14 protein-coding genes are annotated in these 15,220 nt (G+C 70.8%); 6 read left to right on the plus strand and 8 right to left on the minus strand.

The window, feature by feature from the left end; all coding sequences use genetic code 11:
* Nucleotides 1-41: 41 nt before the first annotated feature.
* On the minus strand, nt 42-1,619 hold the full coding sequence (locus tag FLW16_RS09500; protein ID WP_142559628.1) for a pentapeptide repeat-containing protein: 1,578 nt from the start codon (nt 1,617-1,619) through the stop codon (nt 42-44).
* Between the two features lie 135 nt (nt 1,620-1,754).
* On the opposite strand from FLW16_RS09500, the gene FLW16_RS09505 reads away from it, so the two are divergent.
* Entirely contained in the window at nt 1,755-2,618 is an 864-nt protein-coding gene (locus tag FLW16_RS09505; protein ID WP_142559629.1) for an SDR family oxidoreductase, read from the plus strand.
* An 86-nt stretch (nt 2,619-2,704) separates the two neighbouring features.
* Here FLW16_RS09505 and FLW16_RS09510 read toward each other — a convergent pair whose 3' ends face one another.
* Both FLW16_RS09510 and FLW16_RS44410 read right to left on the minus strand, forming a co-directional pair.
* On the minus strand, nt 2,705-2,905 hold the full coding sequence (locus FLW16_RS09510; protein ID WP_142559630.1) for a DUF3072 domain-containing protein: 201 nt from the start codon (nt 2,903-2,905) through the stop codon (nt 2,705-2,707).
* Between the two features lie 60 nt (nt 2,906-2,965).
* Entirely contained in the window at nt 2,966-3,508 is a 543-nt protein-coding gene (locus tag FLW16_RS44410; RefSeq protein WP_221890972.1) for a hypothetical protein, read from the minus strand.
* 457 nt (nt 3,509-3,965) lie between these two features.
* On the opposite strand from FLW16_RS44410, the gene FLW16_RS09520 reads away from it, so the two are divergent.
* Genes FLW16_RS09520 through FLW16_RS09530 form a run of 3 tightly spaced genes read left to right on the plus strand, consistent with a single transcriptional unit; the run spans nt 3,966 to nt 6,705 of the window.
* Nucleotides 3,966-4,607 carry a GPP34 family phosphoprotein gene (locus FLW16_RS09520; protein ID WP_185949337.1) on the plus strand — a complete coding sequence of 214 codons (642 nt, stop codon included), beginning with the start codon at nt 3,966-3,968 and terminating at the stop codon, nt 4,605-4,607.
* A 29-nt stretch (nt 4,608-4,636) separates the two neighbouring features.
* Nucleotides 4,637-6,109: an APC family permease gene (locus FLW16_RS09525; protein ID WP_142559632.1), complete on the plus strand. Its 1,473-nt coding sequence runs from the start codon at nt 4,637-4,639 to the stop codon at nt 6,107-6,109.
* On the plus strand, nt 6,106-6,705 hold the full coding sequence (locus FLW16_RS09530; protein ID WP_142559633.1) for a GNAT family N-acetyltransferase: 600 nt from the start codon (nt 6,106-6,108) through the stop codon (nt 6,703-6,705). The genes FLW16_RS09525 and FLW16_RS09530 overlap by 4 nt, the downstream gene beginning before the upstream one ends.
* 38 nt (nt 6,706-6,743) lie before the next feature.
* On the opposite strand, the gene FLW16_RS09535 is transcribed toward FLW16_RS09530, so the two are convergent.
* From FLW16_RS09535 to FLW16_RS09545, 3 genes are all read right to left on the minus strand, one after another.
* A complete protein-coding gene (locus FLW16_RS09535) occupies nt 6,744-7,004 on the minus strand; it encodes a winged helix-turn-helix domain-containing protein (protein WP_142559634.1) in 261 nt (86 codons plus the stop codon).
* A gap of 58 nt (nt 7,005-7,062) precedes the next feature.
* A complete protein-coding gene (locus FLW16_RS09540; RefSeq protein ID WP_142559635.1) occupies nt 7,063-8,283 on the minus strand; it encodes an MFS transporter in 1,221 nt (406 codons plus the stop codon).
* A 517-nt stretch (nt 8,284-8,800) separates the two neighbouring features.
* Complete coding sequence (locus FLW16_RS09545; protein WP_142559636.1) at nt 8,801-9,580, minus strand: DeoR/GlpR family DNA-binding transcription regulator; 780 nt, start codon at nt 9,578-9,580, stop codon at nt 8,801-8,803.
* Between the two features lie 70 nt (nt 9,581-9,650).
* Here FLW16_RS09545 and FLW16_RS09550 point away from each other — a divergent pair, with 70 nt between their 5' ends.
* A complete protein-coding gene (locus FLW16_RS09550) occupies nt 9,651-10,655 on the plus strand; it encodes a YafY family protein (protein ID WP_142559637.1) in 1,005 nt (334 codons plus the stop codon).
* Nucleotides 10,656-10,785: 130 nt separating this feature from the next.
* Here FLW16_RS09550 and FLW16_RS09555 read toward each other — a convergent pair whose 3' ends face one another.
* Nucleotides 10,786-11,727 (minus strand): RNA polymerase sigma-70 factor, encoded by a 942-nt coding sequence (locus FLW16_RS09555; protein WP_142559638.1) that lies wholly within the window; start codon nt 11,725-11,727, stop codon nt 10,786-10,788.
* 210 nt (nt 11,728-11,937) lie between these two features.
* Here FLW16_RS09555 and FLW16_RS09560 point away from each other — a divergent pair, with 210 nt between their 5' ends.
* Nucleotides 11,938-12,681 carry an SDR family oxidoreductase gene (locus FLW16_RS09560; protein WP_142559639.1) on the plus strand — a complete coding sequence of 248 codons (744 nt, stop codon included), beginning with the start codon at nt 11,938-11,940 and terminating at the stop codon, nt 12,679-12,681.
* Between the two features lie 96 nt (nt 12,682-12,777).
* On the opposite strand, the gene helR is transcribed toward FLW16_RS09560, so the two are convergent.
* A complete protein-coding gene (gene helR / locus FLW16_RS09565) occupies nt 12,778-14,925 on the minus strand; it encodes an RNA polymerase recycling motor ATPase HelR (protein WP_142559640.1) in 2,148 nt (715 codons plus the stop codon).
* Between the last annotated feature and the right edge of the window lie 295 nt (nt 14,926-15,220).

Genomic DNA, 15,220 nt, shown 5'->3' on the forward strand with positions numbered 1-15,220 from the left:
ACCGCGGCTTCTCCGGCACCACCCGCCGCATCCCGTGTTCATCAGCCCCCGAGTCCCTGCGCCGGGCGGGAGGCCGACGCCGCGGGCCGTACGACCGCGACCCGGGGACGGTGGACGGCGGGCTTGCCCTCCGGGCGCGCCCCGGCGGCCCAGCACACCGCGCCCGCGGCGACGGCCGCCACCAGCGCGAGCCATCCGAGGGCCCGCCCCGCGCGCAGGCCGTACCCGCAGGCGAGCCAGTACAGCGACAGCAGCAGCCTGATCCGGCCGCGCGGGCTGCCGAGCCGCCGCATCTCCATGGCGCCGAACGCGAAGTCGGCCGCCACGCGGGTGTCGTCGACGCCCGGCCGCAGCCGCTCGTACAGAACCGCCAGGCGCGCCGGGTCGAGCGCTCGCTCGCCGGCCGGACCGGCGGCGTGCTCGTCGGCGCCCTGCGCCGCCCATCCCCGCCACAGGTGCTCGTCGGCGATGACCCGCCGGCGGCTCCACCACCGTACGGGCGGCCATCCCAGGCGCAGCCCGAGCCCGCCCGGGGGCGCGGCGAACACGCACTCCCGCAGCCGCAGACCCTCGGGACGGCGCAGCCCGTCGAGCCCGCATCCCCGCAGGTCCGCCCCGGTCAGCGTGAGCGCGTCCGCGTCGAGGCCGTCGAGCGAGGTCACGCGCAGCCGCCCGGAGCGGCGGGTGACGGCGGACAGCCCGGCGAGCGTCGCGTCCCGCAGGTCGATCTCGGCGTCGGACAGCCGTGCGGCGAGCCGTCCGAGGACGGCCGCCGCGCGAAGCACCACACGGCACCCGCCGGTGTCGATGTGCAGCGGCGCGCAGGCCCGTACGCCCGCGAGCGACAGGCGCCGCACGATCCGCATCGGGCCGAGGTAGGCCGCTCCCTCGAAGCGTGCGCCCTGGAACTCGGCGCTCGCCCCGCAGTCCGAGCCGCGGAAGGAGACGGCCCGGTGGAACCGGGCGCCGCGGAAGCAGGCGTCCCCGTGGAAGACGGCCGCGTCGAACGCGGCGAATCCGTGGAACTGTGCCTTCTGGAACGACGCTTTTTGAAACGACGCCTTCTGGGACGGCACTTTCTGGGAGGAGGCGTTCCCTGTCACCCCGGGCGGCGGGGCGCCGAACCGCGCCGCGCCGAACAGGGCGTCGCCGCGCACCGTGACGTGGTCGAACGTCGCGTGGCCGCACACCCGCGCGTCGTGCAGGGAGAACTCGCGAAGGAACCGGGCCTCGCGGAAGGAGACGTTGCGGAGGAACCGGGCGCCGTAGAACGAGGCGAGGCGGTCGAACCTCGTGTGGTCGAAGGTCGCGTCACCGGCGAAGACGACCTCGCCGAAGCGGGCCGGGCCGGTGAAGACCGCGCGGTCGAACCTCGCCCTGCCCACGCGGCGCTCCACGCCGTCGAGGACCCGCGCGAGCAGGTCCTCCGGCAGGAGGGTGCCACGCAGATCGAGGGGCTGGCCGGGCGTCAGGCCCCGCAGGAACTCGGCCGCCTCGGCCGGAGTGAGGTGCGCCAGGCATCTGCCGTACGGCTCGTGGGCGACGCCGAGGCACTCGGGCACGGCGTCGCACGTTCTCCAGACCACGTCGAGCGGAGCGATCCGCGACCGGGGTGTCATGGCAACGTCATACCCGATGTCCCATCTCCGGACGTTAAAGCGTGATGGATAGGTAACAGTGTGTATCCGTCGGGCGATCGCCGCCGCGCGGCGCGCTGACCGTTTGCCCTGGACGGGCAGGGGTACCCGACGTGCATGTCTGACCAGTCGAACTCCACACCGCCACCGCAGACGCAGCCGTACCCCGGCCGGACGGGCGAGATGACGCCCGAGCCCAGGGACGAGATGCGCGACTACACCGGACGCGATCTGCTGGCGGGCAAGCGGGCCCTCGTCACCGGCGGCGACTCCGGCATCGGTCGGGCCGTCGCCGTGGCGTTCGCCAAGGAGGGGGCGGACGTCGCGATCGCGTACCTCACCGAGCACGAGGACGCCGAGCACACCAGGAAGCTGGTGGAGCAGGAGGGCCGCCGCTGCGTGATCATCCCGGGTGACCTCGCCGATCCTCGCCACTGCGAGGAGGTCGTGGAACGCACGGTCCGCGAACTCGGCGGGATCGACGTGCTCGTGAACAACGTGGCCACGCAGTCCCCGGTGCAGTCGTTGGAAGAGCTGTCGAACGAGCAGTGGGAGCGCACCTTCGCGGTGAACATCCACAGCTACTTCTGGGTGACCAAGGCCGCGCTGCGGCACATGCCCGAGGGCGGCTCGATCGTCAACACCTCGTCGATCAACGGGCTGCGCGGCAACAAGACCCTGATCGACTACTCCGCGACCAAGGGCGCGATCAACGCGTTCACCTACTCCATGGCCCAGGTGCTGGTCGATCGGGGGATCAGGATCAACGCCGTGGCCCCCGGCCCGGTCTGGACGCCGCTCATCCCGTCCACGTTCCCGGAGGAGAAGGTGGAGAAGTTCGGCCAGCAGGTCCCGATGGGCCGGCCGGCCGACCCGGACGAGATCGCTCCCTCGTACGTGTTCTTCGCCGCCAACCGGCTGTCGTCGTACTACACGGGTGAGGTCCTCGCCCCGATCGGCGGTGAGACGCTGCCCGGATGACGGCGCCGGCCGATGCCACGGGCCGATGCCACGGGTCGACGTCACAGGGCCGCCCGGGGTCTTCCCCGGGCGGCCCTGGGCTTTCTTCATCCGTTCTCGTTGAGGCGGCGGCTCTGGTCCTGCAGCTCGTCGATCAGCTTGGAGGCCTCGGCCTTGCTGAGCCCCTCCGGCACCTCCCGCCCGGCCTCCCTGGCCAGCGTGCGCAGGTAGGACTCCTGCGGCGCGGTCATCGGCTCGTCCCCGGTCGCCCACTCCTCGGGGTCCTTCTCCACAGGTCCTCGGTCCATGACTCCTCCATTGTCGAACTGCCGTTCGCTCTACCCGTCGTCGTGGTCCGTAACCTGCGCTCACCGCGCCGCGGGATGGCGGATGTACCGGGCCCGGGTGAGCTCGGACTCGTCCGGCTCCGCCCGTCGCCGCCGCCGCAGCATCCGTCCGGCCAGCACGCCGCCCGTGACGCATCCGGCGGCCAGCGCCGCCGCCGCGGCGAACACCGAGCCGGCGCGGGTGGCCGGAGGCTCCGGCCGTACGGTCCGGGCCCGCCAGGCGCGCAGCCACATCGCCTCGGCCGCCGCGTCGAGGAGATAGGTGGGCCGGATGCGGCCCGTGGGCACGTAGACCAGGTCGACGGCGAGCAGCGTCGCCGCCGTGGCCATGCCGAGACGGCGCGCGTGGTCGGCGCCGCCGGGAGTGGAAGCGGCCCGGATCTGCGTCCATCCGATCCCCACGAGCAGCCCGGCGACGGTGCGCTCCAGCCAGCGGTCGGTCTTCGCGCCGAACACCTTCTCGAAGCTGGGCATGTGCAGCAGCGGCCACAGGCCGCCCGCGATGTTGAAGAGCCCGTGGGCGCGGGCCAGGGCCGCCGCGCCCCTGTCGTCCTGGGTGGTCATAGGCCGACGATGCCCGGCCGTAAAACGGACAAACCGGGCTCGCTTCGGTAGGAGGGGCGGGGGTAGGCGCATATGGAGCAGCCATGGGGGAGGATGCCATGCCCGGAAATATCAAGATTCGGCCACTCGGGGGAGCGGCGGGCTGCCTCCTGATGATCATCATCTCGATCGTCGCGTCGATCCTGCTCACCGTCCTGGCCAACGCCCTGCTGCGATGAGAGGCCCGGCGGGCTCATCACGGATGGTGCACCGCCTCCGGCCTCCCGGCCCGATCGCCGGCATTCGCCGCGGCTGCCTGATTTCCGTCGCCCGTTGTGACGAGATATGAGACGGGCCGTAATCGCATTAGCCGAAAAGTGCGTTCCGGTTGGCACAATTCTCGTATTCCGCGCACAGGTCGCTCGGCCGGAATTTGCGCGATGACAGATTGAACATTTCGCCTATATCATCGCCGACCGTGGCTGAAAGCGATCTTTCGAGCCCGTCCCTTGTCGATGACCTGTACTTTGTCCTGCACGACAATGTGACGGGTCATCCGTTGCTGCATTCCCGGCTCACGGGGCTGGCGCTGGCCGGCGGGGTCCTCGGTGAACTGATGCTCGCCGAGCGCGTGGCGCTCGACTTCGGGGCGAACCCGGAACGCCTCTACGCGACGAACGGAGAGATCGCCGGCGATCCGCTCACCCGTGCGGTTCTCGGGCACGTCATCGCCGAACCGCACCACCCGATCGGCACGTGGCTCCTCTTCTTCGCCCGGACGATCTACGCCGACGTCACCGCCAGGATGATCGCCGCGAAGCTGCTCAAGCCGCCGGTCAGGCACCTGCTGAAGCAGCAGCCCCCGGCCCCTGCGGACATGAACACGGCCGCGTGGCCGCTCGCCCGCCTGAATCTCGCCATCCAGCGGCGCAGGCCACCGGTGGAGCGGGACTGCGTCCTCCTGGGGCTCCTGGTCGCGGCCGGCTGCGCCCAGCGGGTCCTGTCCGAGCACGATCCCCGGTTCGTGGCCGCCGCGACCGCCATGCTTCCCATGCCCCTGCGGAGACTCATCGCCCAGACCAAGGTCGCCGTCGGCCAGGCCGTCATCAGCCGCCGGTGACCTCCAACCCCCCTCACACGGAGTTCCAGGTGTCCCTCACACAGCAACGGCCCAGTGCCGTCACCGCCGCACTGGCCGAGGACCGGCTCGGCGTGCCGTCCATCGTGTTCTTCGTCATCTCCGCGGCGGCGCCGCTCATGGTCGTCGCGGGTTCGGTCCCGACGGCGTACACGGTGACGGGCGTCATCGGCGTCCCGTTCGCATTCCTGATGCTGGGCGCCATTTTCGCGCTATTCGCCGTCGGATACGTGACGATGGCCAGGCACGTGGTGAACGCGGGCGCCTTTTATGCCTATGCCGCCCAGGGGCTCGGCCGGACCCAGGGAGTCGCGACCGCCTGGGTGGCGCTGCTCGCGTACAACGCGCTGCAGCTCGGCCTCTACGGAATCATCGGCTCGGCGGCCGAGCCGCTGCTCGTCGACTGGTTCGGCGGCTCGCCCCCGTGGTGGGTGATCGCGCTCGTGGCCTGGGCGCTGACCGGCGTGCTCGGCCTGCTACGGGTGGACGTCAACGGAAAGATCCTGTCCATCCTGCTGGTCAGTGAGATCGCCATCGTGCTGCTGTTCGACCTCGGCGACGTGACCCACGCCGCCCCGGAAGGTATCAGCTTCGAGGGCTTCACCCCCGGCGCGCTGTTCGTGCCCGGCGTGGGCGCCGCGCTCGCCACCGTCGTCGCCGGGTTCGCCGGCATCGAGTCGTCGGTGGTCTTCGCCGAGGAGTCCAAGGACCGCCACAGGACCGTGCCCATCGCCACCTACCTGGGCATCGCGATCATCGCCGTGCTGTACTCCTTCTCCGCCTGGGCGCAGACGGTGCCGACCGGGCCGGACAGGATCGTCACGGTCGCCGCGCAGCAGGGAACCGAGCTCATCTTCAACCAGGCCGCACTCCACCTGGGCACCGCCGTCTCGACGATCGGCTCGGTGCTGTTCGTGACCAGCAGCATCGCCTGCATGATCGCCTTCCACAACACCACGGCCCGCTACATCTTCGCCCTGGGCCGGGAGAACGTCCTGCCCTCGATCTTCGGCCGCACCTCGGCCCGCACCGCCGCTCCGATCGCCGGGTCCCTGCTGCAGACGGTGCTCGGGCTGATCGTGATCGTCGTTTACGCGGTCTCCGGCCTCGACCCGGTCACCAAGATGTTCTTCATCTTCGGCACGTTCGGCGGTCTCGGCCTGCTGACCCTGCTCACCGTCACCTCGATCTCGGTGATCGTGTTCTTCGCCCGTGATCCGCGGGGGGAGACGACCTGGCGCACCCGCATAGCGCCGGCCCTGGCGATCCTGGCGCTCTGCGTGATCATCGCTCTCACCCTGATCAACTTCGACACGGTCCTCGGAGTCGAGCCCGACTCGGTCCTCCGCTGGATCCTGCCCGGCATCTTCGTCGTCGCGATCGTCTTCGGCCTCCTCTGGGGCCGCGTGCTGAAGTCGATCCGGCCCGAGGTGTACGCGAACATCGGCCTCGGCGCCCAGGCCGTCGGCGGAGGCGTCAAGTGACAGCAGAGATCACCCGGATGACGGACGCCGACGCGGCCGGCGGACTCATCGCCGAGACCTTCCACACCGACGAGATCACCAGATGGCTGATCCCGCGGGCGGAGGACCGGCTGCCGATGCAGCGGCGGTTCTTCACCATGTGGGCCGGGCACGCGCTTGAGCACGGCGACGTGTACGGCATCCACGAGTCGGGCGAGCTGGCCGGGGTGGCGGTCTGGTTCGCCGCGCCGTTCCCCGAGGTCCCCGGGGAGCAGGAGGCGATCACGTCCTTCGCCGGAGACAACGCAGAACGCTACCGCTTGTTCGGGGAGCTGACGGACAAGCTCCACCCCCGGGAGCCGCACCACTATCTGGCGTTCATCGCCTTGGAGCGGGGGAGGACCGGCCGCGGCCTCGGCAGCCTCCTGTTGGAGGAGCATCACCGCAGGCTCGACGCCGAAGGGATCCCGGCCTACCTGGAGGCGAGCAGCGAGGCGAGCCGCCGGCTCTATCTCCGCCACGGCTACGTCGACATGCCCGAGCTGCTCCGGCTGCCCGACGGCCCGGTCATGTACCCCATGTGGCGCGAGCCCCGCTCGTCCGCGCAGGCCGGATAGCCGCCGTACCGGTGGGGACGGGACGGCCGGCTGACCGCTCAGCCGCCGCCCGTCTCCTCGGCCCGGGTGGACACGTACGCCCCCTGTCCCTCGATCGTGTAGACGAGGCCCTCGCCGCTGAGCACCTCGATCGCGCGGCGTACGTCCTCGGGGGCGAACCCGTGCTCACGCACGAGGCGCTCCTCGGACGGCAGGGGGCGATCGGGCTCGATCCGGCCGTGGACTATCTGCTCGCGGAGCATCGCCGCGAGCCGCCGGTACGCGGGGACCGGCTCCTCGGAATCGTTGGTGACGGCCACGCCCCACCACTGCCCGGCCCCGCCCGGTCCAACCCTCGGCCTATGCGCCGCGCACACCTCAGTCGCGGGCGGGCTCGGCGTGGCGATCGGTCGCGGGTTCGGGACGGGGCGAGCGCATCGCCGGAGCGGTGAGGGCCACGAACAACGCGAGCACGGCGGGCACCAGCAGCGCGTGCGGAAGGGTGACGGCCTCGGCCAGGCCGCCGATGAGAACGGGACCGGCGAGGAAGCCGGTGTAGCCGAGGCTCGCCACGGCGGCGAGCGCGCGGCCCGACTGAGCCGGGTCACGGTGCCCGGCGGCCGAGAACACCTGCGGGATGATGCACGACAGGCCCGCGCCGAACAGGCCGAATCCGACGACCCCGGCGACCGGATCGCCGGCGACGATCCCGGCCGCGAGACCGACCCCGGCGAGAATTCCGCAGCAGCGCACCAGCGTGACCGGCCCCAGCCAGGCGGCGAGGCGGTCCCCGGCGAACCGGCCGGCCGTCATCATGATCGAGAACGCGGCGTACGCGGCCGCGGCGAAGCCGGGGGAGGAGCCGAGGTTGTCACGCAGGTAGACCGAGCTCCAGTCGGCCGCGGCGCCTTCGCCGATCATGCAGCAGAACGCGAGGACGCCGAGGAGCAGCACAGTGCCGCCGACGCGCCGGCGGCCGGGTCCGGCTTCGGGGGAGCCCGCCTGCGCCGCCTCCCGCGCCGGGTCGTCGCGCATCGCCCAGCGGGCGCTCAGCAGGGCGATGAGCAGGATCGCCGCGCCCATCGCCGCGAAGGTGACGCCGGGGCTCATCCCCGCGTGGGCGAACACGCCGCCGGCGGACGCCCCCGCGAACCCTCCGACGCTGAACACCGCATGGAAGGACGACATCATCGATTTCCCGGACGTCCGCTCGACCACCACGGCGTTGGCGTTCATCGCGACGTCGAGCGTGCCGTTGACCGCGCCGAACGCGAACAGGGAGAGCGCGAGCGCCGGCAGGTTCGGCATGTAGGCGGGAACCACGAGGACGAGGCCCAGGGCGATGGCCACCGGCAGCATGGTCCGGTAGCTGCCGTAGCGGTCCACCAACCGGCCGACGACCTGCATGCCGGTGATGGCGCCGGCCGCGATGCCGAGCAGTCCCAGGCTGAGCGCGCCGTCGCTCAGCCGCAGGTCCGCCTTGATGGAGGGGATCCGGCTCGTCCACGTGCCGATGGCCATGCCGGACAGCAGGAACAGTCCGTAGACGGCCACGCGAGCGCGCAGAAGCGCTGGGCGTGCGGGGACGGACAGGGCCATGTGGTGCTCCTCGGGGCGCTGGGAGGGTTCGTACCGGAAGGTTCGTCTGTGTTGTCGCGGGGTGTTGTCGCGGGGGTGTTTTCGCGGAGTGTCGTCGCGACTGGTGGCGCGGAGGGCGGCCGGAGAGACGGGTGACCGGTGTGGGGTCGCGGGGCATCGGTCCCGTGCGTTCCTGCGCAGGTCCGCTCGGGTGCGAGCGGGGCGTGCGATGGAGAGCGGATTGGACGGGCTGTCTGGACGGGCTGGGTGAAGCGGTTGAGCCGTCGAGCTGTGCGAACGATCAGGGGAGGTGTTCGCGCCTCCAGCGCGCGGAGGACGCCCGGCCTGGCGGCCGCCCGACGGGGCTCGGGTGGGACTCCGGGGGCAGGATCTGGAGGCGTGTTCCGGCCTCGCGCATCCGTCCGGCCCGAGATCGGACGCGGGCGCGATCCCTGCACAGCGGCACCCCTGCCACCCCCGACCGACGCGGCCCGGACGACCCCCGACGGTGCCGGTTCCCACAGGGGAGAGGCGATGCTCAGCTGACCGGAACGGAGGCGGGGACGGTGCGTACGGCGACGCCGGCGGCGGTGAGAGCGTCGTGCTGGTCCCGGGGGATGTTCTCGTCGGTGACGACCACGTCGAGCCGGTCGAGCCCGCAGACCGCGCCGAACGCCGTACGGGTGAACTTGCCCGAGTCGCACGCGACGACGACGCGGCGGGCCGAGGCGATCGCGGCCTGTTTGATGGCCACCTCGGGCAGGTCGTGCGCGGTCAGGCCGTGTTCGGCCGACAGGCCGCAGCAGCCGATCACCGCGGTGTCGAACCGGAGGGCCTTGATCGACGTCTCGGTGAGCGGCCCCACGAAGTTCATCTCCCCGTGCCGCACCTCGCCGCCGGGCAGGACCAGGCGGATGCGGGGTGCGGCCGCCAGTTCCTGTGCCGCCTGCAGCGCCAGCGGCAGGATGGTCAGGCGGCGCTCGTGCACGGCTCTGGCGACTTCGAGCGCCGTCGTGCCGCCGTCGAGCAGCACGGCCTCGCCGTCGGCCAGCAGACCGGCGACCTCGGCGCCGATGCGGCGCTTGGCGTCGATCGCCTCTCGCTCCCGCACGCCGAAGGGCGGCTCCTCGCCACGCAACAGCAGGCTCAGGGCACCGCCGCGAACGCGCCGCACCACCCCTTGCTGGGCGAGTTCGTCCAGGTCACGCCGGATGGTCATTTCCGAGACGCCGTATGCCAGCGCCAGTTCGGCCACGGAGACGCTGTCGGACGTGCGCAGCGCGTTCATGATGGCCCGGATCCGGTCGGCACTTTCCATGCGTGCATTTGAACACAGCTTATGTGCGAAAGCAAATAAATCTACTTTGTAAAGGTGGCAGACTGGTCACATGCGTGCGAGCCGGTTGCTGTCCCTGCTGCTCCTCCTGCAGACGCGCGGCAGGATGACCGCCACGGAGATCGCCGAAGAGCTGGAGGTGTCGGTCCGCACCGTCTACAGGGACGTCGAAGCCCTGTCGGCCGCCGGCGTGCCCGTCTACGCCGACCGTGGGCCGCTCGGCGGATACCAGCTGCTCGACGGCTACCGTACCCGCCTGAACGGGCTCACCGTGGAGGAGGCGTCCTCGCTGTTCCTGGCCGGCCTGCCCGGCCCGGCCGCCGAACTCGGGCTCGCCGACTTCGCCGCGGCGGCGGAGCTGAAGCTGCTGGCCGCGCTGCCGCCCGAGCCGCGTTCCCATGCGGCAAGGATGCGGGAGAGGTTCCACCTCGACGTGCCGGGCTGGTATCGCGGCACCGACGAGGCGCCGTCCCTCATGGAGGTCGCCGAGGCGGTGTGGGAGGAGCGGGTCCTCCGGTTGCGCTACCGCCGGTGGGGGCCGGCCGAGGTGGAACGGCTGGTGCATCCCTACGGGCTGGTTCTCAAGGGCGGTTCCTGGTATCTCGCCGCCGCCTGCTCGGGCACGGTGCGGACCTACCGGGTGAGCCGGATCATCGAGGCCGAGGTGCTGCCGGAGCGCTTCGAACGGCCGCAGGACTTCGATCTCGCCGAATTCTGGCGCGGTTTCGCCGCGGAGTTCGCCTCACGCATGTACACGGCCGAGGCGGTGGTGCGGCTCGCGCCGGGCGCGGAGGACCTGCTCCGATACACCCTCGGAGGAGACGTGGTCGACAAGGCGCTGGCCGACGGGCAGCCGGAGCCCGGCGGCTGGACCCGGCTGACGCTGCCGATCGAGTCCCTGACACACGCCCGGTGGCTGTTCCTGCGCATGGGCGTCCTCGTCGAGGTGCTTGAGCCGGCCGATCTCCGTGCGCTGATGGCCGAGGCCGTCGCGGACCTGTCCCGCATGTACGGCGCGGTCCCCGAGGGCGAGCCCGGCACCGCCCACGAAAGCTGATCTTCGCCACGATGCCGCGGCGGCGGTCGCCGCGACACTGTCGTGCTGCATCGCGTCGGGCCATCGTCAGCCGGGGCGGGGCTGTCTGATCACGCCGGGTCCGGCGCGGACTGCCGGATCATTCCGCTGCTCAGCGGCTCAGTGCGGTCTCGCGTTCCACACCCGACAGCTTGTCGGGATTGCGTACGAAGTAGACCCCGGCGACGAGGCCGTCCTCGATTCGCATCGCCACGACGCCGTCGATCTCCCCGTGGATCCGCATGACGAGGCCCGGGTGGCCGTTGACCTGCACCGGTTCGACCGACACCTCGGTGCCGAACCTGTCCAGGCCTGCGGCCAGGAGACGAGCCACCTTGGCGGCCCCCACGACGGGCTGGGCCAGGGCCTTCTTGATTCCGCCGCCGTCGCTCAGGAGGACGACGTCGGGGGCGAGGATGTCGAGGAGGCGTTGCAGGTCGCCGGTTTCGACCGCCTGCTGGAAGGCCTGGAGGGCGTCGCGGGTTTCGGCCGGTGAGACGACGTCGCGGGGGCGGCGGGCGGAGACGTGTGAGCGCGCCCGGTGGGCGATCTGGCGTACGGCGGCCTGACTCTTGCCGACGGCGTCGGAGATCTCGTCGTAGTCCAGATCGAACACCTCGCGCAGCACGAACACCGCCCGCTCGGTCGGGGTGAGCGTCTCCAGCACCAGCAGCATCGCCATCGAGACGCTGTCGGCCAGCTCGACGTCCTCGGCCACGTCCGGCGCGGTCAGCAACGGCTCGGGCAGCCACGGCCCGACGTACGACTCCCTGCGCCGGCCGAGCGCGCGCAGCCGGATCAGCGCCTGGCGGGTGACGATCCGCACCAGGTAGGCACGCTGATCCCGCACCGTGCCGAGGTCGACGCCCGCCCAGCGCAGCCAGGTCTCCTGCAGCACGTCCTCGGCGTCGGCGGCAGAGCCGAGCATCTCGTAGGCGACGGTGAACAACAGGTTCCGATGGGCGACGAACGCCTCCGTGGCCGCGTCCATGGGGGAGTCCACGGGTTCCCCACAAGCAAGCGGCGCGGCTGCGTCCACCTGTCCCTCGCTCATCACCGGCTCCTGCCTGATCGCTCTCGACCGTGCCACAGATATATGGCCACACGCACAAGATGCCGGTTCTCGCGGCTGTGTGACTCCGGTGGCCGGTGGCATACGTCACACAACCGTGCTGTCACAGGGAGGAGGGCACCGGCATCTCATGTTCGTCAGGACGCCGCGCCGACGATCCGCGCGGCACACGACTCCACGGAGTGAGGACGGATGACGAACTCTGAGCAGACCTCGGTGCTGATCACCGGAGGCAACAAGGGACTCGGTTTCGAGACGGCCCGGCGGCTCGGAACAGAGGGGTGGACTATCTTTCTCGGCTCGCGTGACGAGGGCCGGGGACGGGCGGCCGCCGACAAGCTGACCGCGGATGGCGTCAACGTGGTGATGGTCCCGCTGGACGTGACCTCGGACGAGTCGGTGGCCGGCGCCGTACGGCTCGTCCGGGAGCACACCGACCGGCTGGATGTCCTGATCAACAACGCCGGCGCGCCGGGAAAGGTCGTCGCGCCTGCGGACGCGACGGTGGACGAGATCCATTCCGTCTACGAAACCAACGTGTACGGACCGATCAGGGTCACGCACGCGTTCCTTCCCCTGCTGCAGGCGGCCGACCATCCGCGGGTGGTGATGGTGTCCAGCGCCGGCGGCTCCTTCGCGGTCGTGACCGATCCGGAGCAGCCCGTCTCGAAAATGCACGAGCTCGCCTACAGCTCGTCGAAAGCGGCGCTGAACATGATCACCGTCCGGTACGCCCAGGCGCTCCCGAAGATCAAGTTCAACGCCACCACTCCCGGAGAAGTCGCGAACCGCACGTTCACCGCCACCGACATGAACAATCACACCGGTCAGCTGACGGTCACCGAGGGCAGTGACTCGATCGTCGCACTCGCGATGATCGACGCCGACGGGCCGACCGGGATCTTCACCGACCGCCTCGGTCCCGTCGCCTGGTGACCTGGCGATCGCCTCCAAGGAAGCAGGGGCACCGGGTCGCGGGATCCGAGCCGGTGCCCCGCCGCGAGCCGGACAGAGGCGTCGCCCCGGCCGGCGTCAGGAGCTCGAAAGGATGACGAGTCGCTGGGTCGCCCGGGTCATGGCGACATAGCGGTCGACCGCTCCTTCGATGCCCTCGCCGAACCTCTCCGGGTCGACGAGGACGACCAGGTCGAACTCGAGCCCCTTCGACAGCTCCGGGGTCAGCGACCGGACGCGGGAGGTCTCCTCGAACGCGGGATCGCCGATGACGCAGGCGGTGCCTTCGGCGTGCTCGGCGAGCCAGGTGTCGAGGATCGCGCTCAGCTCCGAAACGGATCCGTGTACGACGGGGACGCCGCCGCTGCGGATGGAGGTGGGCACGTTGGCGTCGGGGAGCGCGGCCCGGATGACCGGCTCGGCTTCGGCCATGACCTCTTCCGGCGTCCGGTAGTTGATGCTCAGGGAGGCGAGTTCGATCCGGTCGAGCCCGATCCGCTTGAGCCGTTCCTGCCACGACTCGGTGAACCCGTGCCTGGCCTGGGCGCGGTCCCCGACGATGGTGAAGCTCCGGGACGGGCATCGGAGCAGCAGCATCTGCCACTCCGCGTCGGTGAGCTCCTGAGCCTCGTCCACGACGATGTGCGCGAACGGGCCGGCGAGCACGTCCGGGTCGAGAGAGGGCAGCTCGGACTCGTCGACCAGATTCCGCTGGAGGTCCTCTCGGCGCAGCTGCGTCACGAGGCCTTCACCGTCGTCATCGGCCTCGATCAGGTTGTCGACGACCTGGGCCATCTGCTCGCGCTGGGCGGCGAGAGCGGCGTCCCGCCGGCGCTTGTGCCGTGACGCCTCCGGGTCGCCGAGCCGCTGTCGTGCCGCGTCCAGGAGCGGCAGGTCGGACACCGTCCAGGCCTGGGCGTCCGCGCGTTGCAGCTTCCGAATCTCCTCCGGGCTGAGCCAGGGCGCGCACAGCCGCAGGTAGGCGGGCACCGACCAGAGGTCTCCGACGAGATCGGTCGGTTCGATCAGTGGCCACGCGCGGTTGAAGGTCGTGAGCAACTCCCTGTCGCGCAGCAGCGACTTGCGGAGCAGGTCGGCAGGCGTGTCGCCGTCGTACTTGTCCACCAGGATGGTGAGCAGCTCCTCCCAGATCTGGTCGCGTGCCTCGTTGTGCGGGGTGCCCGGGTCGGGTGCTTCGAACGCCTCGGCCCAATCCTCGGCGCTCAGATAGAGGTCGGACCAGGGGGTCGTGACCGTCATCCCCTTGGTGGGCGGATTCTCGTAGAACCTGACGGCCGGCTCGATCGCCTTCACCAGATCGGCGGACGACTTCAGGCGGGCCACCTCCGGGTCGGTCTCGATCGCCGCCGCGGCTCCCTCGGGGACGAGATCCCGCAGGGTGCAGGTCTGCACGCCCTCCTCGCCGAGGCTGGGCAGAACGTCGGCGACGTACGCCAGGTAGGGCTGGTGCGGGCCGACGAACAGCACGCCGCCACGGTGGTGACCGAGGCGAGGATCGGAGTAGAGGAGATAGGCGGAGCGATGCAGGGCGACGACGGTCTTCCCCGTGCCCGGACCGCCGTCGACGACGAGAGCGCCCTGGGATCCCGCGCGGATGATGGCGTCCTGGTCGGCCTGGATGGTGCCGAGTACGTCGCGCATCCGCGGCGAACGGCTGCTGCCCAGGCTGGCGATGAAAGCGGACTGGTCGTCGAGCGCCGCGTGCCCCTCGAATCCGTCCGGGGTGAACACCTCGTCCCAGTAGTCGCTGATCCGGCCGCGGCTCCAGCGATACCTGCGGCGGCTCGTCAGACCCATCGGGTTGGCGTGGGTGGCTCCGAAGAACGGCTCGGCCGCGGGGGAGCGCCAGTCGAGCAGCAGCCGGCGGCCCGCGCTGTCGGTGAGGCCGAGCCGTCCGATGTACACGGGCTCGGGGTTGTCCTCGCCGACCATGTGTCCGAGGCACAGGTCCAGACCGAAACGACGCAGCACGCGCAGGCGAGCGGTCAGCCGATGGACCTCCAGGTCCCGGTCCATCGCCTGCCGGCCTTTGCCGCCGGGCGCCTTGAGCTCGGCGTCGAGGCGGTTGGCAAGGTCGGCTATCGACTGTTCGAGGCTTTCCGCGATGGCTGCGAAGTGCTGCTCATCGCCGGCGATCAGCCGCGGATCGGCCTTGTGGGAAAGGCGGTCGGGAAGGTCGAACGCGCTGGTGGGCAGCGGGTTCACGTCATCAGCTCCGATCTGGGTCGCTCGCGACCATTACGCGCACCAAGGCGCCCGAACCGCCGTCACGACCCGGTGGCCATGACGGGCAACGCTGCCCGCCTGACCCATACGTCGACACCACACGCACGTCGCGTCCCCCATTTTCCGCAGGCGCTGCTTCCGGCCGACGATTTTGCGGCACGACCGGGGTCTTGCCGCAAGCCCCCCCGTCCGCTATACGTTGAGAGTGGAGGGGAGTGGGGAACCTATTTTCCCCGCATCGCCCGCTGCGGACGGACAGCCCTCCCGCCGCCCC

The organism is Microbispora sp. KK1-11 (assembly GCF_006874435.1).
In the GTDB taxonomy this organism is placed as follows: domain Bacteria; phylum Actinomycetota; class Actinomycetes; order Streptosporangiales; family Streptosporangiaceae; genus Microbispora; species Microbispora catharanthi.